This window comes from Serratia sp. KG1D, from assembly GCF_037150675.1.
Classification (GTDB): domain Bacteria; phylum Pseudomonadota; class Gammaproteobacteria; order Enterobacterales; family Enterobacteriaceae; genus Serratia; species Serratia nematodiphila.
Genome location: NZ_JBAGIH010000003.1, coordinates 278,446 through 298,456, shown reverse-complemented (window position 1 = coordinate 298,456; position 20,011 = coordinate 278,446). Strand labels below are relative to the sequence as shown.

The following is a 20,011-nucleotide window of genomic DNA, read 5'->3' as shown; positions in this document are numbered from 1 at the left end:
CAAGGGGACAACATGGACATTACCGCAACCGCCAACGCGCTGTTGCCGCTGCTCGGCGGTAAAGAGAACATCGCCAGCGCCGCCCACTGCGCCACGCGCCTGCGCCTGGTGCTGGTGGACGACAGCAAGGTGGACAAAGAGGCCATCGGCAAACTGGACGGCGTCAAAGGCTGCTTCAGCAACGCCGGTCAGATCCAGGTGATCTTCGGCACCGGGCTGGTCAACAAGGTGCATGCGGAATTCATCAAGGCGGCGGGCGTCAGCGAATCCAGCAAGGCCGAAGCCGCCGATATCGCGGCGAAAAAGCTCAACCCGCTGCAGCGCATCGCCCGCCTGCTGTCGAACATCTTCGTGCCTATCATCCCGGCGATCGTCGCTTCCGGCCTGTTGATGGGGCTGCTCGGCATGGTGAAAACCTACGGCTGGGTCGATGCCAACAGCGCGTTGTTCATCATGTTGGATATGTTCAGCTCGGCGGCGTTCATTATTCTGCCGATTCTGATCGGCTTCACCGCCGCACGCGAATTCGGCGGCAATCCCTATCTGGGCGCCACGCTCGGCGGCATTTTGACGCATCCGGCGCTGACCAATGCCTGGGGCGTCGCCGGAGGGTTCCACACCATGAACTTCTTCGGTCTGGACATCGCCATGATCGGCTACCAGGGCACGGTATTCCCGGTGCTGCTGACGGTGTGGTTCATGAGCCTGTTGGAAAAACGGCTGCGCAAGGTGATCCCCAACGCGCTCGATCTGATCCTGACGCCGTTCCTGACGGTGGTGATCTCAGGCTTTGTCGCCCTGCTGTTTATCGGCCCCGCCGGCCGCGCGCTGGGCGATGGCATCTCCTTCGTGCTCAGCACGCTGATTGCTCATGCGGGGTGGCTAGCCGGGCTGCTGTTCGGCGGCCTCTATTCCGCTATCGTCATCACCGGCATCCACCACAGTTTCCACGCGGTAGAAGCCGGGCTGCTCGGCAACCCCAATATCGGCGTCAACTTCCTGCTGCCGATCTGGTCGATGGCCAACATCGCTCAAGGCGGCGCCTGCCTGGCGGTCTATTTCAAAACCCGCGACGCCAAAATCAAAGCCATTGCGGTGCCTTCGGCCTTTTCCGCCATGCTCGGCATCACCGAGGCGGCGCTGTTTGGCATCAACCTGCGCTTCGTGAAACCGTTTCTGGCGGCGCTGGCGGGCGGCGCGCTCGGCGGCGCCTGGGTGGTGGCCAACCATGTCGGCATGAACGCGGTCGGGCTGACGGCGATCCCCGGCATGGCGATCGTGCAGGCCAGTTCTCTGGTCAGCTATATCATCGGTCTGGCGATCGCGTTTGGCAGCGCCTTTGTCCTCTCCCTACTGCTGAAATACAAAACGGACGCGCAATGATGGAAGAACTCAGCTTAATCAAACAGGCACTGCGGGCGGTCATGAACGGCCAGCCGCTCGCGCTGCGCGATCCGCACCGACCGGACTGGCATCTGGCACCCAGCGTTGGCCTGCTGAACGATCCCAACGGCTTTATCCAGCACAACGGCGTTTATCATCTGTTTTATCAGTGGAATCCTCTGGGTTGCGACCATCGCAACAAATGCTGGGGACACTGGCAGTCGGCTGATTTGCTGCGTTGGGAGCACCAGCCAATCGCCCTGGCGCCCGGCGCCTGTTACGACAGCCACGGCTGTTACTCCGGCTCGGCGGTGGTGGCGGAAGGCAAAATCACGCTGATCTACACCGGCAACGTGAAATTCCCAGACGGCTCACGCACCGCTTACCAATGCCTGGCTCAGGAAAGCGAACGGGGCGAATATCGCAAACTTGGGCCGGTGCTGCCGCTGCCGGAGGGCTACAGCGGTCACGTACGCGATCCGAAAGTGTGGCGTCATCAAAATGGCTGGTACATGGTGCTCGGCGCGCGTGACCTGCAGGATCGCGGCAAGGTGCTGCTGTTTCGTTCCAGCGATCTGCGCGACTGGCAAGCGCTGGGAGAGATCGCCGGTTCCGGCCTGAACGGCTTAGAGGAATTCGGCTACATGTGGGAGTGTCCGGACCTGTTCTCGTTGGACGGCGACGAGGTGTTGATCTGCTGTCCGCAGGGGCTGACGCCGCAGCCGGAACGCTATCTCAACCGTTATCAGGCCGGTTATCTGCTCGGCAAGCTGGATTACCGGCAGGCGGCCTTCAGCCACGGCGAATTCCGCGAGCTGGACGCCGGCTTCGAGTTCTACGCGCCGCAGACGACGTTGGCGGAAGATGGCCGCCGCCTGCTGTTCGGCTGGATGGGCGTGCCCGAGCAAGATGAAGAAGCCCATCCGACGCGCCGTTACGGCTGGATCCACACCATGACCTGCCCGCGCGAACTGTCGCTGCGGCATGGCCGCCTCCACCAGCGCCCGGCGCGCGAGCTGCAACAGCTGCGCGGTGAGCGAGCAGGCTGGCAAGGCCGCGCCGATAACGCCCCCGCCTATGCGCTGGGGGCCGCGGAGCTGCAATTGACGCCGCAGGGCCCGTTCAACGCAACCTTTGGCGACGCGATGACGCTGAACTGGGACGGCGAAAGGCTGCGGCTGACGCGCGCTTCCCTGACCGACGGCCGGCCGGAGCACCGTTACTGGCACGGCCCGGTCACGCATCTGCAACTGCTGTTCGATCGTTCCAGCGTGGAGATTTTCATCAACCACGGCGAGGCGGTGATGAGCGCACGCTACTTCCCGGCGGGTGAGCCGCAACTGCGGCTGTGCGGGAGCGCGCCGCTGGCGTTGGAATACTGGCCGCTGGCGCCATGCATGCTAGAATGACGCATCCTCCGATGACTTCAGATGGCGTCAGTGAAAAAAAATAAACGCATTACCATCAGTGACATCGCCACGCTGGCCGGGGTGTCGAAATCGACCGCCAGCCTGGTGCTGAACGGCCGCAGCAAGGAATACCGGGTGTCCGACGACACCCGCGATCGCATTCTGGCGCTGGCGCACGAACACCATTATCAGCCCAGCATCCACGCCCGCTCTTTGCGCTCCAACCGCAGCCACACGCTGGGGTTGGTAGTGCCGGAGATGACCAACTACGGTTTTGCGGTGATTTCGCGCGAGCTGGAAACGCTGTGCCGCGAAGCCGGCCTGCAGCTGTTGATCGCCTGCACCGATGAAAACCCGGCGCAGGAGATGATGGCGGTGAACAGTCTGGTGCAGCGGCAGGTCGACGGCTTGATTGTCGCCTCCAGCCAGCTAAACGACGCGGAATACCAGAAGATCAATGTCGGACTGCCGGTGGTGCAGATGGACCGTCTGATCGCCGGTTCCGAACTGCCGCTGGTGATCACCGATTCGGTCAACTCGACCGCCGACCTGGTGGAAAAGGTCGCGCGCCAACATCCGGACGAGATCTATTTTCTCGGCGGGCAGCCGCGCATTTCGCCGACCCGCGATCGCCTGGCCGGTTTCCAGCTTGGCCTGCAGCGCGCCGGCATCGAGTGCAAACCGGAATGGATCATCAACGGCAACTATCACCCCAGCTCAGGTTACGAGATGTTCGCTCAGCTTTGCGCACAGCTGGGGCGGCCACCCAAAGCGCTGTTTACCGCCGCCTGCGGCCTGTTGGAAGGGGTATTGCGTTATCTGACTCAACATCAGCTGATGGAGAGCGACATCCACCTGTGCAGCTTCGACGATCACTACCTGTTCGACTGCATGACGCTGAAGATCGATACGGTCGCACAGGACTGCCGGGCGTTGGCGCAACATAGCTTCGACCAAGTCACCGCACTGATCGACGAGCGGCCTCTGGAACAGAACGCGCTTTATCTGCCGGGCCGTATCCGCTGGCGCCATGCCGGTTCCCGGGCTTTGTTGGCCGAAGAGTGATATCTCTGAACCAGTAAAAAAGGGCGCCGAAGCGCCCTTTTCTGTTTCATCAGCCCGCTATTTGGCGGCGCCTTCCATGCCCACCAACCCCACTTTCAGGTAGCCGGCTTTACGCAGGGTGTCCATCACGCTCATCAGCGTTTCATAGTCCACGCTCTTGTCCGCCTGGAAGAAGATGGTGGTTTCTTTGTTAGCCTGGGTGCGTTGATCCAGCACCGAAGTCAACTGATCGGCATTCACCGGCTGATCGCCGACGTAGAGCTGTTTGTCGGCCTTCACCGACAGGAACACCGGTTTTTCCGGCCGCGGCTGCGGCTTGGCGGAGGAGGCCGGCAGATCGACGCGGATATCTACCGTTGCCAGCGGCGCGGCCACCATAAAGATGATCAACAGCACCAACATGACGTCGATAAACGGCGTCACGTTGATTTCATGCAGTTCGCCGCTGTCGTCCAGATCTTCATTTAAGCGCATCGCCATGACTCACCCCGCCCGCAGTTGATGTGCGTGCTGTGAGCGCTTGGCTTCCGCCGTCGCGGCCAGATCCAAATCACGGCCCTGCAGCAGCAAGACCTGCGCCGCCACGTCGCCCACCTGCGCGCGGTGGCCGCTGATGACGCGGGCGAAGATGTTGTAGATAACGACGGCAGGGATCGCTGCGACCAGGCCCAGCGCGGTCGCCAGCAGCGCTTCCGCGATGCCCGGCGCCACAACCGCCAGGTTGGTGGTCTGCGAATGGGCGATGCCGATGAAGCTGTTCATGATGCCCCACACGGTGCCGAACAGACCGACGAACGGCGAGATGGCGCCGATGGTGGCCAAGAAACCGTTGCCGCGGCCCATGTTGCGGCTGTAGGCCGCCACGCGGCGCTCGAGACGGAAGCCGGTGCGCTCTTTGATGCCGTTGTTGTCGTTGGATTCCGCAGACAACTCCAGCTCATTTTGCGCGTCGTTCAGCAATACCGCGCTGACGCTCTCCGGACCGAAGTTTTGCGCCAGTTCGGAGGCTTCATCCAGCGAGCGCGCTTCGGCCAGCGCCAGCTGTTCGCGGCGCAGACGGCGCTTGGCGCGCAGCAGTTCGCTGCCTTTGGAGAACAGAATGGTCCAGGTCACGATCGAGGCCAGCACCAGGCCGATCATTACCGCTTTCACCACCGCGTCGGCGTGCTGGTACATGCCCCAAACGGACAGGTCCATGCCGCGGGTTTCCGGTGGCTGGATCGTTGGCGCCGGGTTCACCGGCGTGATGCTCTCCGGCGCGGCGGCTGCAGCAGGTGCAGGCGCGGTGGTCGGCGCAACGCTTTCGGCAACGGCCGGATTGCTCGCCGGCGCGGCCTGCGCGCTGCCGGCCAGCCCTACGACCAGCACCATAGATGCCATCAGGCTGCGGCCGAAGGCCTTGCCCCACTGCGCCCGGCCCTGGCCGAACGATCCTTGATTTAAATTCTTGCCAGCCGTTTTCACGCTGTGCCTCCACCCATTACCGATCAAAATTAAGGAATAATTCAGCGTGCGATCATATCAAACCAACCGGGGATTGATAGTGGTTCTCATTATTATTTACCAAATAAACGAGAAAATTTTAGCCAGCCCCGTTACAAAGCGCCAATCTGTGTCCGTTCACCGCCAAATGCCCCTTTTATAGGGTGATTTCGTTACTTTTCTTCCACAACGACGCAACAACGCCACGCTGCCGAACGGCGTCTTGACCGATGAATGGGCTTCTCTCTCGCACCACGGCAGAAGGATGAGGCGAGAAATGCACGCCCGACAGACAATTATAGCCGTTTCTATATCTGGAAGTTAAAACGTCTGGATGGCTATATTAACTCATGTTAACGTAAGGGCTATCGTAAACGGGCACGTGCAGAGCAACCAGAGGTGAGCCAGGTACCATGACGTCAAAACATATCGAAACCGCGCTGATCGGCGCCGGCCGCGGCAAACGCTACACCCAGGGCTCCGTCAATCCCGTCACGCAACGCGCCTCTTCTTTGGTCTTCGACTCCGTCGCTGCCAAAAAACACGCCACCGCGCAACGCGCCCACGGCGAGCTGTTTTACGGCCGACGCGGCACCCTGACCCACTTCGCCCTGCAGGATGCGATGGTGGAGCTGGAGGGCGGCGCCGGCTGCGTGCTGTACCCCTGCGGCGCGGCGGCGGTGGCCAATGCGATCCTGTCGTTCGTCGGCGCCGGCGATCACCTGCTGGTCACCGGCTCTGCGTACGAACCGACCCAGGATTTCTGCACCCATATCCTCGGCCGCATGAACGTCAGCACCACCTATTTCGATCCGCTGATCGGCGCAGACATCGCCAAACTGATCCAGCCCAATACCCGCGTGGTGTTCCTGGAATCCCCCGGTTCCATCACCCTGGAAGTGCAGGACATTCCGGCGATGGTGCAGGCCATTCGCGCCGTGGCGCCGGACGTGGTGATCATGATCGACAACACCTGGGCGGCGGGCGTGCTGTTCAAGGCGCTGGATTTCGACATCGACATTTCTATTCAGGCCGGCACCAAATACCTGATCGGCCATTCTGATTACATGCTTGGTACCGCCGTCGCCAACGCGCGCTGTTGGGATCAACTGCGCGAGTACTCCTATCTGATGGGGCAGATGGTGGATGCCGACACCGCCTACATGGCGAGCCGCGGCCTGCGAACCCTGAGCGTGCGGCTGAAGCAGCACGAACGCAGCAGCATCGAGGTCGCCAACTGGCTGGCGGCGCGGCCGGAGGTGGCGACGGTCAATCATCCGGCCCTACCGAGCTGCAAGGGCCACGAGTTCTACCGCCGCGACTTCAGCGGCTGCAACGGGCTGTTCTCTTTCGTGCTGAAGGAACGGCTGGACGATACGCAGTTGGCCGCTTACCTGGATAACTTCAGCCACTTCAGCATGGCCTACTCCTGGGGCGGCTTCGAGTCGCTGATCCTGGCCAACCAGCCGGAAGAACTGGAAGCGATCCGCCCGGCGGGCGGCGTCGATTTTTCCGGCACGCTGGTGCGGTTGCATATCGGCCTGGAGAACGTCGAAGACCTGATCGCCGATCTGGCGGCCGGCTTCGATCGCCTCAACGGCGTGCGCTAAGGCGGATTCCGGTAATTTTCTTCGTCTCGTTTAATGTCGGCTTAAGCTATTAGCGGTACACTAACCGGGTAACTGTCAGATACGGTACCCGCCGCATCCTGGAGAACGTGACCCCGGGCGCAACCGGCATGCAACAGGACATAAAATGGATGTATTACGAGAGATTATTCATGCGCTTTGGCAGCAGGACTTTATCGCCCTCGCCGATCCAAGCGTAATTTGGGTGGTTTACGCCGTACTTTTCACCACTCTGTTTTTGGAAAACGGACTGCTGCCCGCCTCCTTCCTTCCCGGTGACAGCCTGCTGCTGCTGTCGGGCGCGCTGATCGCCAAAGGCGTGATGGGCTTTGCCCCCACTCTGCTGATTCTGACCGCCGCCGCCGGTCTCGGCTGCTGGCTGAGCTATATCCAGGGCCGCTGGCTGGGCCACACCGGCCTGGTGAAGAGCTGGCTGCTGCAACTGCCGGCACAGTACCACCAGCGCGCGCACAACCTGTTCAACCGCCACGGGCTGACGGCGCTGCTGATCGGCCGCTTCCTCGGTTTCGTGCGCACCCTGCTGCCGACCATGGCCGGCATTTCCGGGCTCAACAGCTCGCGCTTCCAGGTGTTCAACTGGCTGAGCGCGGCGATCTGGGTCTGCGCGCTGGTCGGCCTCGGCTACGCGTTCAGCCAAATCCCTCTGGTGAAACGCTACGAAAGCCAGGTGATGACCGGCCTGATGCTGCTGCCGCTGCTGCTGCTGTTTGTCGGCCTGCTGGGCGCCATGCTGGTGATCTGGCGTAAAAAACGCGCCGCCTCTTCCTGAATCGGGCGCGCTACAGCGCCTTCTCGACCAACGCCAGACTGGCAGGCAGTTTGCTTACCAGCGTATCCACCGCCAGCCGCACCTTCAGCGGCAGGTGAGGCGTGTGCGGCCACACCGCATGCGCTTCAAAGGCGGCGCCCGGCCGATCGCGCAGCAAGCGCACCAGCGCCCCGCTCAACAACTGCTCACGCACCAGCCAGCACGGCAGCCAGGCGATGCCGAAACCCGCCGTCGCCGCATCCGCAATGGCCTGCAGGTCGTCCATTTGCAGCCGGTTATTCGGCATCACGTCCTGCGGCTTGCCGTCGCTATCCAATACCAGCCAGCTGCGCCGTGCGCCGGCGCGCATATAGGTCACCGCCTCATGCTGCGCCAGTTGCTCGATGCTGTGCGGTTCGCCGCACCGCTGCAGATAGGCCGGCGAGGCGCACAGCGTCATACGGTGATCGCCGATTCGGCGCGCCACCAAGCCGCTGCTGTTAGCCAGCGTACCGTTGCGGATCGCCATATCGAAGCCGTCCTCAATCAGGTCAACCACCCGATCGCTGAACGACAGCTCCAGCTCCAGGCCGGGATGCTCGCGCGTCAGTTCGGTCAGCAGCGGCGCAATGCACATGCGGCCAAACAGCACCGGCATCGACACCCGCAGCCGGCCGCTGACCTGCCGCTTGCCCGACTCCAGCAGCGTTTCCGCGCTGCGGATCTCCTCCAGCGCCCGCAGGCAGCGCTCGTAGAACAGCGCACCGTCGTCGGTCAGGCTCTGGCTGCGCGTGGTGCGATGAAACAGCCGCACCCCCAGCCGCTGCTCCAACCGGGCGATAGTTTTGCCGACCGCCGAACGCGAAAGATGCAGCCGACTGGCCGCCACTGCAAAACTGCCCGCCTCCACGGCGGTAACGAATACCGAAATACCGCTCAACCGATCGCTCATGATTTGTCGCTCTGAAAGAAACAATCTGCGGAAATCTTATCGCCACTGGCGAACCTTCATCAACGATATTATCGGCAGGTCTGTTAATCGCTGACTTTGGAGAACATCATGACCAATACAATGCAACGCTGGACGATGAGCGCCCTGGGACGTGAGCACCTGCAGCTGAGCGCAAGCGCCATCCCACAGCCGGGTCCGCACGAAATCAGAGTGAAAGTGAAGGCTATCTCACTCAATTACCGTGACAAACTGATGATAGAAAGCGGTATGGGGCTCACGCTGCCGCAGCCGTTCACGCCCGCCTCGGACATGGCCGGCGAGGTCGATGCCATCGGCCCCGGCGTCAGCCGCTTTCAGCCCGGCGCGCGCGTCATTTCCACCTTCAGCCCCGGTTGGCTCGACGGCGAGCAAAAACCCTACGGCGATGCGCGCCGGGTGCCTTACCACACCCTCGGCGGTTTTTATCAGGGCGTGCTGGCGGAATACGTGATTGTGCATGAAGACTGGCTGGTAGCGGCGCCGGCGTCGCTGGACGACGTCCAGGCCAGCACCCTGCCGTGCGCCGGGCTGACCGCCTGGTTCGCACTGGTGGAGCAAGGCAGACTGCGCGCCGGCGACTCGGTATTGGTGCAAGGCACCGGCGGCGTAGCGCTGTTCGCGCTGCAGATCGCCAAAGCCCACGGCGCGGAGGTCTATGTCACCTCCGGCAGCGATGAAAAGCTGGCGCGAGCCCTGGCATTGGGCGCCAATCATGGCATCAACCGGCTGGACGGCGATTGGGTGGAGGCGATTTATGCGCTGACGCAGGATCGCGGCATCGACCATGTGATCGACACCGTCGGCGGCACCAACCTCGGCAACTCGGTGCGCGCCGTGGCGGTGGGAGGACGCATCTCGGTAATCGGCATCCTGGAAGGCAACGAGATTTCCGCTCCCGCCGGCCCACTGCTATTAAAATCCGCAGTGATTCAGGGCATCGGCGTCGGCCACCGCCGCGCGCTGGAAGACCTGGTGCGCGCCGTGGACGCCGTCAACCTGCAGCCGGTGATCGACCAGGTATACCGCTTCGATCAGCTGTCGCAGGCGTTGGATCACCTCGATCGCGGGCCATTCGGCAAGATCGTCTTAACCCCATAAACGCGGCTCAGCCCTCCAGCAGCAGCGGGTTGGCCTCGCGCAGCCGGGCGACTTCATCGCTCGGCGTCATGCCGAACAGCCGTTTGAACTCGCGGCTGAACTGCGACGCGCTTTCGTAGCCGACGCGGATCGCCGCCGTGCTGGCCTTCAGACCGTCATGAACCATCAACAGGCGCGCCTTATGCAGCCGGTACGACTTCACGTACTGCAGCGGCGAAGTGTTGGTTACCGCCTTGAAGTTGTGATGGAACGCCGAGACGCTCATGTTGACCTCGCTGGCCAACTGCTCGACGTTGAGATTGTCAGCATACTGATTTTCTATGCGCCGCAGCGCCTTGGCGATCTGGCTGAAGTGGGTATGGCGATTCACCAGCTCCTGCAGCGAGGCGCCGCAGGCGCCGCGCAGCACATAATAGAGAATCTCCCGTACGATCTGCGGCCCAAGCACCCGGGCGTCGAGCGGATTGGCCATCACGTCCAGCAGACGCTCGGTGGCGCACAGCAACTCTTCCGTCATTTCCGCCAGGTTCACCCCGTTGCTCTCCGCCCGCGGTTGCATCAGGTAGTCGTCATCGCCGATGTCGATCAGCAAGTCCTGCAGCATTTGGGTATCGATATTGACCGCCAATCCAACCAGCGGCAGTTCCGGGCTGGCGAAGGTTTCGCATTCAAACGGCAGCGGCACCGTCATCAGCAGGTAGTTGCGCGGATCGTATTGGAACTTCTTATTGCCGCAATAACCGACCTTGTGGCCCTGAAAAACGATGACGATCCCCGGTTCATACATCACCGGCTGACGCGGGCTGTGGCGATCGACATACAAAATCTTCACCCGCGGCACCGGCGACGGCGTGTAGCCGTTGCCGCTGGCGATAGTCATCGCCTGGCGCGCCATGCGGCTGCGCAGCGCATCGATTTCAATCACGGAAATACCCTCTTACAGTCAGAACGATTCGGCATAAATCATAACTTAAAACTCGCCATTTCTACACTGACTTGTAGGAATAGGCAAGAACCAAACAGAAATGTGCATTGTGCGTTGCCGCCCGGTTCCTGACAATACGGGCCAGACACCTTTGCGCCGCTTTGGCGCCCGCCTGACTGAAAGAGAGAAATCAACCATGCACAACTTCATTTTGCATACCCCAACCAAAATCCTGTTCGGCAAGGAGCAAATTGCCGAAGTGGCCAGCCAAATCCCGGCGGACGCGCGCATCCTGATCACCTACGGTGGCGGCAGCGTGAAGAAAAACGGCGTGCTGGATCAGGTGCATAGCGCGCTGGCCGGCCGCGACGTGCGGGAGTTCTCCGGCATCGAGCCGAACCCGACCTACGAAACGCTGATGAAAGCGGTCGAGGTGGTGAAAGCGGAAAACATCGATTTCCTGCTGGCGGTCGGTGGCGGTTCGGTGGTTGACGGCACCAAGTTCATCGCCGCCGCCGCCCGTTATACCGCCAGCAGCGACGCCTGGCACATTCTGCAGACCGTCGGCAGCCACATCGCCGACGCGGTGCCGATGGGCTGCGTGCTGACGCTGCCGGCCACCGGCTCCGAGTCCAACAGCGGCGCGGTGATCACCCGCAAAAGCAGCGGCGACAAGCAGCACTTCTTCTCACCGCTGGTGCAGCCGCGCTTCGCCGTGCTGGATCCGGTGGTGACCTACTCGCTGCCGCCGCGCCAGATCGCCAACGGCGTGGTCGACGCCTTCGTGCACACCCTGGAGCAGTATCTGACCTATCCGGTCGACGCCAAAGTGCAGGATCGCTTCGCCGAAGGCCTGCTGTTGACCCTGCTGGAAGACGGCCCGCGCGCGCTGGCCGAGCCGGAGAACTATGCGGTGCGCGCCAACGTGATGTGGAGCGCCACCATGGCGCTGAACGGCCTGATCGGCGCAGGCGTGCCGCAGGACTGGGCGACCCACATGCTGGGCCATGAGCTGACCGCCATGCACGATCTCGACCACGCGCAAACGCTGGCCATCGTGCTGCCGGCGCTGCTGCACGAGAAGAAAGCGCAGAAGCGCGAAAAACTGCTGCAGTACGCTGACCGCGTCTGGGGCCTGCGCGAAGGCAGCGAAGACAGCCGTATCGACGGCGCCATCGCCGCCACCCGCGCCTTCTTCGAGCAGATGGGCGTGCCGACCCGCATGGCGGATTATCAGCTCGACGGCAGCAGCATTCCGGCGCTGCTCGACAAGCTCCATCAGCACGGCATGACCGCCCTGGGGGAGCATCAGGACATCACCCTGGACGTCAGCCGCCGCATTTATGAAGCGGCGCGTTAATCGCAAAACGGCGATTTTTTGCTAGGCTTTAGTCTCCGCCAGCCATTTTTCGCCGCATCCTGCGCCCGGCCGATCACCGGGCGCAGTCGGGCGCTTCAGCGCCGCCGATCGTTTCGCACCACTCGTCTTACCGCTCATTCGCAGGGAGAGCGGGGAGAAAATAGCCCTCCCGCCACCGCTGAAATTAGGCTGGCAAACCCGGCAACCGCCCATTTTGCCAACTAGAATTTATCTATAGCCGTTTCGGCGCCGCAGGCGCCGCAATCCGTACACAAGGAGATGCGCATGACAACGCAACAACCCATCATCAAACTCCACGATGGTAATCTGATGCCGCAGTTGGGTCTCGGCGTTTGGCAGGCGAGTATTGAAGAGACCACCCGCGCGGTGAGCAAAGCGCTGGAGATCGGTTACCGCTCCATCGACACCGCCGCGATCTACAAGAACGAGGAAGGCGTCGGCGCCGCGCTGCAGTCCAGCTCGCTGCCGCGCAGCGACCTGTTCATCACCACCAAGCTGTGGAACGACGATCAGGGCGATCCGCTGGCGGCGCTGGAAACCAGCCTGGAAAAACTCAAGCTGGACTATGTGGATCTGTATCTTATCCACTGGCCGCGCCCGCAGCAGGATCAATACGTCTCCGCCTGGCGCGAACTGATCAAACTGCGCGAGCAAGGCCTGGTGAAAAGCATCGGCGTTTGCAACTTCCATACGCCGCACCTGCAGCGCCTGCTGGATGAAACCAACGTGGCGCCGGTCGTCAACCAGATAGAGCTGCACCCGCTGCTGCAACAGCGCCAGCTGCGCGCCTGGAACGCCACGCACCATATCGCCACCGAATCCTGGAGCCCGCTGGCGCAAGGCGGTGAAGGCGTGTTCGACCAGCCGCTGATCAAGGCGCTGGCCGAGAAATACGAGAAAACCCCGGCGCAGATTGTGGTGCGCTGGCACCTGGACAGCGGGCTTATCGTCATCCCGAAATCGGTCACGCCGTCGCGTATCCGCGAAAACTTCGAGGTATTTGATTTCAAACTCGATAAGGACGAGCTGGGCGAGATCGCCAAGCTGGATGTCGGCAACCGCCTGGGGCCGGATCCGGATACCCTGTAACCCCCTCAAGCCCTCTCCGGCCGGAGGGGGCTTTTCCTTCCCGCACATTGCTCCTTTGCGCCGCCTGACGTTATGATGACGACGCCGGAGGCTCCGGCCGCCGGTTCACGCCGTTAAAAAAACAGACAAGCACGGAGCACCATGAAATTCTCTTTCTCACACGGGTCACGGCTGGGCATGCTTTGCATCATGCTGGTGCTGGCGGGTTGCGCCGGCAAGAAACAGCGCGTCAGCTACGATCGCCACGCCTTCGACAGCGCCATCAAAGACGCCGCCAGCGAATACGGCGTGGACGCCAAGCTGATCACCGCCATGATCCAGGTGGAGTCCGGCTTCAATCCTTCCGCAGTGAGCAGATCCAATGCGATCGGCCTGATGCAGCTGAAAGCCGATACCGCCGGCTGCGATGCCTATCGCTACAAAGGCAAACGCGGCTGCCCGGACGACGATGACCTGCGGGATCCCGACACCAATATCGATCTTGGCGCCGCCTATCTGGCCACCTTGCAAAAACAACAGCTTAAAGGGATCGCCAATCCCGTCACGCTGCGCTACGCCACCATCATCGCCTACGTCAACGGCACCGGCGCGCTGCTGCGCACCTTCTCCAGCAACCGTCAGCAGGCGATCGCGATGATCAACAACCTGTCACCGGAGGCCTTTAACTGGCACGTACGCAAATACCATCCCGCGCCGCAGGCGCCGCGCCATTTGATGAAAGTGGAAGCCGCCTACGAGCAGCTGTGACGCTCAAAAGTAAAAAGGAGAACCCGAGGGTTCTCCTTTTTGTTTACGCACGCGGTGCGGCCGTTACGGCTTGGCTTTGCGAATCGGTTTGCGCGGCGGCCGGTTGGACGGCGTGCGCTGCCGATTGATATCGGTATGTTTGGTCAGCGCCGGCCGGGTATGGCGCTGCAGGCGTTTCGCTTCGCGCTGCTCGTCGATGCTCGGCGCCGGCACCAGACAATCGCGGCGGCTGCCGATCAGGTGCTTCAGGCCCATCTCTTCCAGCGCGGCGCGGATCAGCGCCCAGTTGGCCGGATCGTGGTAACGCAGCAGCGCCTTATGCAGGCGGCGCTGGCGATCGCCGCGCGGCACCACCACGTCTTCGCTCTTGTACCCCACCTTGCTCAGCGGGTTTTTGCCGCTGTAATACATGGTGGTGGAGTTGGCCATCGGCGAAGGATAGAAGTTCTGCACCTGATCGAGGCGGAAACGGTTCTTCTTCAGCCACAGCGCCAGGTTCACCATGTCTTCATCACGGGTGCCCGGGTGCGACGAGATAAAGTATGGGATCAGGTACTGCTCTTTACCCGCCAGCTTCGAATAGTGATCAAACAGCTGCTTGAAGCGATCGTAACTGCCCATGCCCGGTTTCATCATCTTCGACAACGGGCCTTCTTCGGTGTGCTCCGGCGCGATCTTCAGATAGCCGCCGACGTGGTGGGTCGCCAGTTCCTTGATATAGCGCGGATCTTCCACCGCCAGATCGTAACGTACCCCGGAAGCGATCAGGATCTTCTTGATGCCCTCCAGAGAACGCGCGCGGCGGTAAAGCTTGATGGTCGGCTCGTGGTTGGTATCCATGTAGGTGCAGATCTCCGGATACACGCACGAGGCGCGGCGGCAGGTCTGCTCAGCGCGCGGGTTGGTGCAACGCAGCATGTACATGTTGGCGGTCGGGCCGCCCAGATCGGAGATCACACCGGTAAAGCCCGGCACCTTGTCACGGATCTCTTCGATTTCGCGAACGATCGAATCTTCCGAACGGCTCTGGATGATGCGCCCTTCGTGCTCGGTGATCGAACAGAACGAACAGCCGCCGTAGCAACCGCGCATGATGTTCACCGAGAAACGGATCATGTCATAGGCCGGAATGCGATCCTGGCCGTAGGACGGGTGCGGTACGCGTTGATAAGGCAGGGCGAAGACGCTGTCCATCTCCGGCGTGGTCAGCGGGATCGCCGGCGGGTTGATCCACACATAACGGTCACCGTGTTTCTGCATCAGCGCGCGGGCGCAGCCTGGGTTGGTTTCATGGTGCAAAATGCGCGAGGTGTGCGCATACAGCACCTTGTCGCCCTTCACTTTCTCGAAGGACGGCAGCAGCACGTAGGTCTTCTCCCACGGCTTCGGTTTGGCGGCGCGCACGGTGACAGGTTTGGCTTCCGGCTCTTTCGGCTTGGCGCCGTCGGCGCACGGCAGATCCTCGCCGTACGGGTTCGGGATAGGTTCGATGCGGCCCGGCTTGTCGAGGCGGGTGGAATCCACGCCGCTCCAACCCGGCAGCGCTTCTTTGCGCATCACCGCAGTATTGCGGATATCGTGGATATCGCCGATCTTCTCACCGGCGGCCAGACGGTGCGCCACTTCCACCAGCGGACGCTCGCCGTTGCCGTAGATCAGCATGTCGGCTTTGGAGTCCACCAGCACCGAGCGGCGCACGGTATCCGACCAGTAATCGTAGTGGGCGATGCGCCGCAGACTGGCTTCAATGCCGCCCAGCACGATCGGCACGTCTTTATAGGCTTCTTTGCAGCGCTGGCTGTAGACCAGGGTGGCGCGATCCGGCCGCTTGCCGCCGACGTTGCCGGCGGTATAGGCATCGTCGTGGCGCAGTTTGCGATCGGCGGTATAGCGGTTGATCATCGAGTCCATGTTGCCGGCGGTGATGCCGAAGAACAGGTTCGGTTTCCCCAACCGCATGAAGTCTTCTTTATTGCTCCAGTCCGGCTGCGCGATGATGCCGACGCGAAAGCCCTGCGCTTCCAGCATGCGGCCGATGATCGCCATGCCGAAGCTTGGGTGATCGACATAGGCGTCGCCGCTGATGATGATCACGTCGCAGCTGTCCCAGCCCAGTTGATCCATCTCTGCCCGCGACATCGGTAAAAACGGCGCGGTGCCAAAACATTCGGCCCAATAAGGCTTATAGGAAAACAGTTCACGATCGGGTTGGATCAGGCTGGTGGTGCTCATTCTGCTGCTCTTTTTACAGGTTAATTAATCGCCGGGCGGCGATTATACGCACTAGCAGCAAAAAGAGCATGGTTATTTCGCTAACCGTTCACTTCGAATTCATAAACGTCGCTGCGGCACAAGATATCGCTGAACTCCAGCGCCTCACCCTGAGCGTTGCGGCTGGTTTGGATGATGTGCAACAACGGCGCGCCGCACGGCACGTTGAGCAGTTCGGCGACCTCGTCGCTGCAGGACACCGCCTTCAACAGAAAGTGTTTATCCTCCGGCACGATGCCGCGCGATTGCCATAACGCATACAGCGAGTGTTCCAGCTCCGCCGGTTCGGGCAAGAAGCGCGGGGGTATATAGGTGGTTTCCAGCGAGACCGGGCTGCCGTTCAGCAAGCGTAACCGCCGCAGTTTGATCACTTCATCCCCCTCCGCCAGCCCCAACGCCGCCGCGGCCTTGGCCGGCGCGCCGACTAGGGTGCGCAGCAACCATCGATTGCTGACGCGGCTGCCATGACGCAGCGCCTGAGCGGTAAACCCGCTGTCCTTATCGAGGGAATAGCCGATGCGCATCGCCACGCGGGTGCCAACGCCCTGCTGCCGCGAAATCAGCCCCTTCTCCTCCAGCAGCTTCATCGCCTTGCTGACGGTGACGCGCGACAGCGCCAAACCTTCCGCCATCTGCCGTTCCGGCGGCAGAAATGCCTCCGCCGCCAACACCTGCTGCCTGATCGCAGTTTCTATCGCCGTCGCCAGCTGAATATAACGCGGCGCTACCGCCCCCTGGGTCAGATGGCCACGCAGCCAGGCCATAAAATCCGTCATTCGCCCGCCCTCTTACCTATGCCATTTGTCTGGATTTCGTTTTTTATCCTATCGCCGATCCGGCGATAAGCCCCTCACCTTAACTAAAATATCGCTAATGTTTTCAGAGTGGCATCACAATTTTTGCCTAATGGACTTTCATTGGATCTAGATCGCGCGTAATCTGTGCTTATTGATGTTGATACATCAATCGCACCAACACCAGGGACCCACTTTAAAAACAATAAAAAACCCGCTGCCAGCCCTAAAGGATACCCTTGATGGCCGGTAGCGGGCCTATACTGTCAGCACAAACGGCCGAGAATAAGCAACATAGCTAATGGATAGCCTGCTCACTGCTCATCGCCGCATCACAGGATCCCCTCGCGGTGGGCGAACCGGATCGATGTCGGCAAATAGAAAGGTTCCCGCTTCGCCAAACCCCGCTGCAGACCCACTCTTTGACTACACTCATTGGCGCCGTGCGGCCAACGTGCCTCACCCGATAAGGCGGATACCGCCCTCATTTTGACAGACCCGGCGGCATCAGCCGCTACACACTGCGCGGAATCGGCGTCTTCACCGACAACGGGATAGCCGGCCTCAACCGCGCCTACGGAATCGATTTTCAGTCAACTGCGGCGGCCCTCGCGGCCCTGCGCAACAGGGATCATTTGCTATGACCGATATCAATCGCAATGAAGCATGGAAGGTAGAAAGCACCGGTATCGACCGGGTGCCGGACGCGGAACAGACCGGTAAGCCCATCGAGCTGTTTTGGATCTGGTCGGCGGCCAATATCGGTATTCTCGGCGTGGTGTACGGCGCCATCATCGTCGGCTTCGGCTTATCCTTTCTGCAATCGGTACTCGCCGCGCTGGTCGGCGTCGCCAGCTTCGTGCTGGTCGGCCTCACCAGCTTCGCCGGCAAGCGCGGGCGCACCTCTACGCTGACGCTCTCGCGGGTGATTTTCGGGCTGAAGGGCAACGTGGCGCCCACCCTGTTCAGTTGGATCAACCTGATGGGCTGGGAAGCGGTCAACGTGATCACCGGCACCCTGACGCTGGCGGCGCTGTTCGAGGCCTTCGGACTGGGAACCAGCCACCTGCTGACCGCGCTCAGCCTGCTGCTGTTCGGCGGGCTCACTGTCGTCGTCAGCCTGCTGGGGCAAAATACCGTGGTCTGGATGCAAAGCTGGTTCAGCCGCATCTTCGGCACCATGACGCTGATTGTGGTGCTCTATATCCTGTTCAATACCGAGTGGAGCCAGGTGCTGGCGCTGCCTTCCGGCAGCTGGCTGACCGGTTTCCTGCCGGCGGTATCGGTGATCGCCGCCGGCACCGGCATCAGCTGGGCAATCGCCGGCGCCGATTACAGCCGCTATCAAAGCCCGAGCTCGTCGAGCAAAGGCATTTTCGCCGCGGTGATGGGCGGTGCCTGTTTGCCGCTAATGCTGCTGATGCTGGCCGGTATTCTGCTTTCCGTGCAGCTCCCCGATCTGGCCAGCGCCGCCAACCCCATCGCGCTGATAGGCTCGGTGCTGCCCGCCTGGATGGCCATCCCTTATCTGCTGGCCGCCACCGCCGGCATCGTCACCATCGCGGTGCTCAGCCTGTATTCCGCCAGCCTTAACCTGCTGACCATCGGCGTGCAGGTCAAACAGTGGCTGGCGGTATCGATCGACGCCGTGGTGGTGTTGGGTATCGCCCTGTATGTCCTGTTCATCTCCGGCGATTTCATGGGGCCGTTCATCTCCTTCCTGGTGTTCTGCGGGGTGTTCCTGGCGGCCTGGGAGGCGATTTTCCTGCTCGATTACCTGTGCCTGCGCCGCCGCCACGGGTATGATGGCAACGCTTTGTACGGCCTGCATGGCCAGAACCGCGGCGTGCGCAAAGCCCCGCTGTTCTGCTGGTTCCTCGGCGCCCTGTGCGGCCTGCTGGTCACCAAAACCGGTTTTATCGACGGCCCGCTGGCCAAAGGCTTGTTCGCCGACTCCAGCCTGGGGCTGTTTGTGTCGTTTGCGGTGAGTCTGATCGCTTACGGTCTGTACCTGACCCAACGCAGAGAACATCAATGAATGAGTGGGAAGCTGTAACACCTGTCCTGGTGATGGGGGGCGCGGTCGGCGATCTGGTGATGACGCTGCCCCGCCTGCCGACCAGCGGCGAAGATATCGAAGCCCAGCCGCAGGCGCGGCAAATCGGCGGCTGCGCGTTCAACGTAGCGCGCGCGCTGACGCGCCTTGAAGTTCCGGTGATCAACGGTATGCCGGTCGGCAACGGCGAATGGGGCGCGGCGATCGAAGCCGCCATGGGCGAACTGGGGCTGGAGGTGCTGTTGCGCCACGGCCAGATGGACAACGGCTGGTGCCTGGCGCTGGTGGAACCGGACGGCGAACGCACCTTTATCACGGTTTCCGGTTGCGAAAGCCAATGGAATAAAGCGCAGCTGGCGACCCTGCCGCTGACGGAACACACGCTGATCTACGCCAGCGGCTACGAGCTGGCCGGCGAAAACGGCGAAGCGCTGCGCGAGTGGCTGACGCGCATGCCGTTCGACCAACCGCGCCTGATCGATCCCGGCCCGCGCATCGCCCAGCTCAGCGAAGATTTCTTCGCCATGCTCAGCGACAGCCACACCCTGCTGACGCTCAACCGCGACGAAGTGGCCACGCTGTGCGGCGCCGGCGACGCCGTGGAGGCCGCACAGCGCTATGCCGCCGCCCGTAATCTGACGCTGATTTGCCGCCTGGATCGCGACGGCGCGTGGATCTGCGACGGCCGCACGCCGCCGCTGCACGTTCCGGCCTATCCGGTAGAGGTCGTTGACACCATCGGCGCGGGCGATGCCCACTGCGCCGGTTTGCTGGCGGGCCTGTCCGCCGGCTGGCCGCTGCCGCAGGCGGTCGATCTGGCCAACCGGGTCGCCGCTTGCGTGGTGGCCAGCCTCGGGGCCGCCAATCCGCCGGACCAGCAGCAGCTGCAGCAGCGCTTCCCGCAGGCCTGACGTTTCAGGGCG

17 protein-coding genes are annotated in these 20,011 nt (G+C 61.8%); 11 read left to right on the top strand and 6 right to left on the bottom strand.

From position 1 onward, the window contains the following. The first annotated feature begins 12 nt into the window (after positions 1–12). The 3 genes from WFM45_RS16510 to WFM45_RS16500 are packed head-to-tail and all read left to right on the top strand — an operon-like array spanning position 13 to position 3,857. Positions 13–1,383: a sucrose-specific PTS transporter subunit IIBC gene (locus tag WFM45_RS16510; RefSeq protein ID WP_336956467.1), complete on the top strand. Its 1,371-nt coding sequence runs from the start codon at positions 13–15 to the stop codon at positions 1,381–1,383. Further along, the gene (locus tag WFM45_RS16505; RefSeq protein WP_336956677.1) at positions 1,383–2,792 is read left to right on the top strand and encodes a sucrose-6-phosphate hydrolase; all 1,410 of its coding nucleotides are present in this window, start codon (positions 1,383–1,385) and stop codon (positions 2,790–2,792) included. Before WFM45_RS16510 ends, WFM45_RS16505 begins: the two co-directional genes overlap by 1 nt. A gap of 21 nt (positions 2,793–2,813) precedes the next feature. After that, positions 2,814–3,857, top strand: a complete 1,044-nt coding sequence (locus WFM45_RS16500) for a LacI family DNA-binding transcriptional regulator (RefSeq protein ID WP_015379068.1) — start codon at positions 2,814–2,816, stop codon at positions 3,855–3,857. A 57-nt stretch (positions 3,858–3,914) separates the two neighbouring features. Here the strand turns inward: WFM45_RS16500 and exbD are convergent, their stop codons facing one another. After that, complete coding sequence (exbD, locus tag WFM45_RS16495) at positions 3,915–4,337, bottom strand: TonB system transport protein ExbD (protein ID WP_004937307.1); 423 nt, start codon at positions 4,335–4,337, stop codon at positions 3,915–3,917. A gap of 3 nt (positions 4,338–4,340) precedes the next feature. Beyond that, positions 4,341–5,321: a tol-pal system-associated acyl-CoA thioesterase gene (gene exbB / locus WFM45_RS16490; RefSeq protein ID WP_004937304.1), complete on the bottom strand. Its 981-nt coding sequence runs from the start codon at positions 5,319–5,321 to the stop codon at positions 4,341–4,343. Positions 5,322–5,752: 431 nt separating this feature from the next. On the opposite strand from exbB, the gene metC reads away from it, so the two are divergent. Together metC and WFM45_RS16480 are read left to right on the top strand one after the other, a co-directional pair. Then, positions 5,753–6,949 (top strand): cystathionine beta-lyase, encoded by a 1,197-nt coding sequence (metC, locus tag WFM45_RS16485; protein WP_033632075.1) that lies wholly within the window; start codon positions 5,753–5,755, stop codon positions 6,947–6,949. A gap of 145 nt (positions 6,950–7,094) precedes the next feature. Next, positions 7,095–7,757: a DedA family protein gene (locus tag WFM45_RS16480; protein WP_004937300.1), complete on the top strand. Its 663-nt coding sequence runs from the start codon at positions 7,095–7,097 to the stop codon at positions 7,755–7,757. 10 nt (positions 7,758–7,767) lie between these two features. Here the strand turns inward: WFM45_RS16480 and WFM45_RS16475 are convergent, their stop codons facing one another. Next, entirely contained in the window at positions 7,768–8,688 is a 921-nt protein-coding gene (locus WFM45_RS16475; protein ID WP_033632074.1) for a LysR family transcriptional regulator, read from the bottom strand. 108 nt (positions 8,689–8,796) lie between these two features. Here WFM45_RS16475 and WFM45_RS16470 point away from each other — a divergent pair, with 108 nt between their 5' ends. Next, on the top strand, positions 8,797–9,825 hold the full coding sequence (locus WFM45_RS16470; protein ID WP_336956463.1) for a zinc-dependent alcohol dehydrogenase family protein: 1,029 nt from the start codon (positions 8,797–8,799) through the stop codon (positions 9,823–9,825). 7 nt (positions 9,826–9,832) lie between these two features. On the opposite strand, the gene WFM45_RS16465 is transcribed toward WFM45_RS16470, so the two are convergent. Continuing rightward, positions 9,833–10,720: an AraC family transcriptional regulator gene (locus tag WFM45_RS16465; protein ID WP_250133193.1), complete on the bottom strand. Its 888-nt coding sequence runs from the start codon at positions 10,718–10,720 to the stop codon at positions 9,833–9,835. Between the two features lie 226 nt (positions 10,721–10,946). Between WFM45_RS16465 and yqhD the strand changes: the two genes are divergently transcribed. From yqhD to WFM45_RS16450, 3 genes are all read left to right on the top strand, one after another. Further along, positions 10,947–12,110: an alcohol dehydrogenase gene (yqhD, locus tag WFM45_RS16460; RefSeq protein ID WP_015379073.1), complete on the top strand. Its 1,164-nt coding sequence runs from the start codon at positions 10,947–10,949 to the stop codon at positions 12,108–12,110. Between the two features lie 285 nt (positions 12,111–12,395). Further along, entirely contained in the window at positions 12,396–13,220 is an 825-nt protein-coding gene (gene dkgA, locus WFM45_RS16455; protein WP_004937289.1) for a 2,5-didehydrogluconate reductase DkgA, read from the top strand. A 141-nt stretch (positions 13,221–13,361) separates the two neighbouring features. Next, positions 13,362–13,967: a transglycosylase SLT domain-containing protein gene (locus tag WFM45_RS16450; RefSeq protein ID WP_004937286.1), complete on the top strand. Its 606-nt coding sequence runs from the start codon at positions 13,362–13,364 to the stop codon at positions 13,965–13,967. 63 nt (positions 13,968–14,030) lie between these two features. On the opposite strand, the gene WFM45_RS16445 is transcribed toward WFM45_RS16450, so the two are convergent. Continuing rightward, the gene (locus WFM45_RS16445) at positions 14,031–16,199 is read right to left on the bottom strand and encodes a YgiQ family radical SAM protein (protein ID WP_004937285.1); all 2,169 of its coding nucleotides are present in this window, start codon (positions 16,197–16,199) and stop codon (positions 14,031–14,033) included. An 80-nt stretch (positions 16,200–16,279) separates the two neighbouring features. Beyond that, positions 16,280–17,014: a GntR family transcriptional regulator gene (locus WFM45_RS16440; protein ID WP_336956461.1), complete on the bottom strand. Its 735-nt coding sequence runs from the start codon at positions 17,012–17,014 to the stop codon at positions 16,280–16,282. Between the two features lie 658 nt (positions 17,015–17,672). Here WFM45_RS16440 and WFM45_RS16435 point away from each other — a divergent pair. Both WFM45_RS16435 and WFM45_RS16430 read left to right on the top strand, forming a co-directional pair. Next, positions 17,673–19,070 carry a purine-cytosine permease family protein gene (locus tag WFM45_RS16435; protein ID WP_004937281.1) on the top strand — a complete coding sequence of 466 codons (1,398 nt, stop codon included), beginning with the start codon at positions 17,673–17,675 and terminating at the stop codon, positions 19,068–19,070. Further along, a complete protein-coding gene (locus tag WFM45_RS16430; protein ID WP_033632069.1) occupies positions 19,067–19,999 on the top strand; it encodes a PfkB family carbohydrate kinase in 933 nt (310 codons plus the stop codon). The genes WFM45_RS16435 and WFM45_RS16430 overlap by 4 nt, the downstream gene beginning before the upstream one ends. Positions 20,000–20,011: the final 12 nt, after the last annotated feature.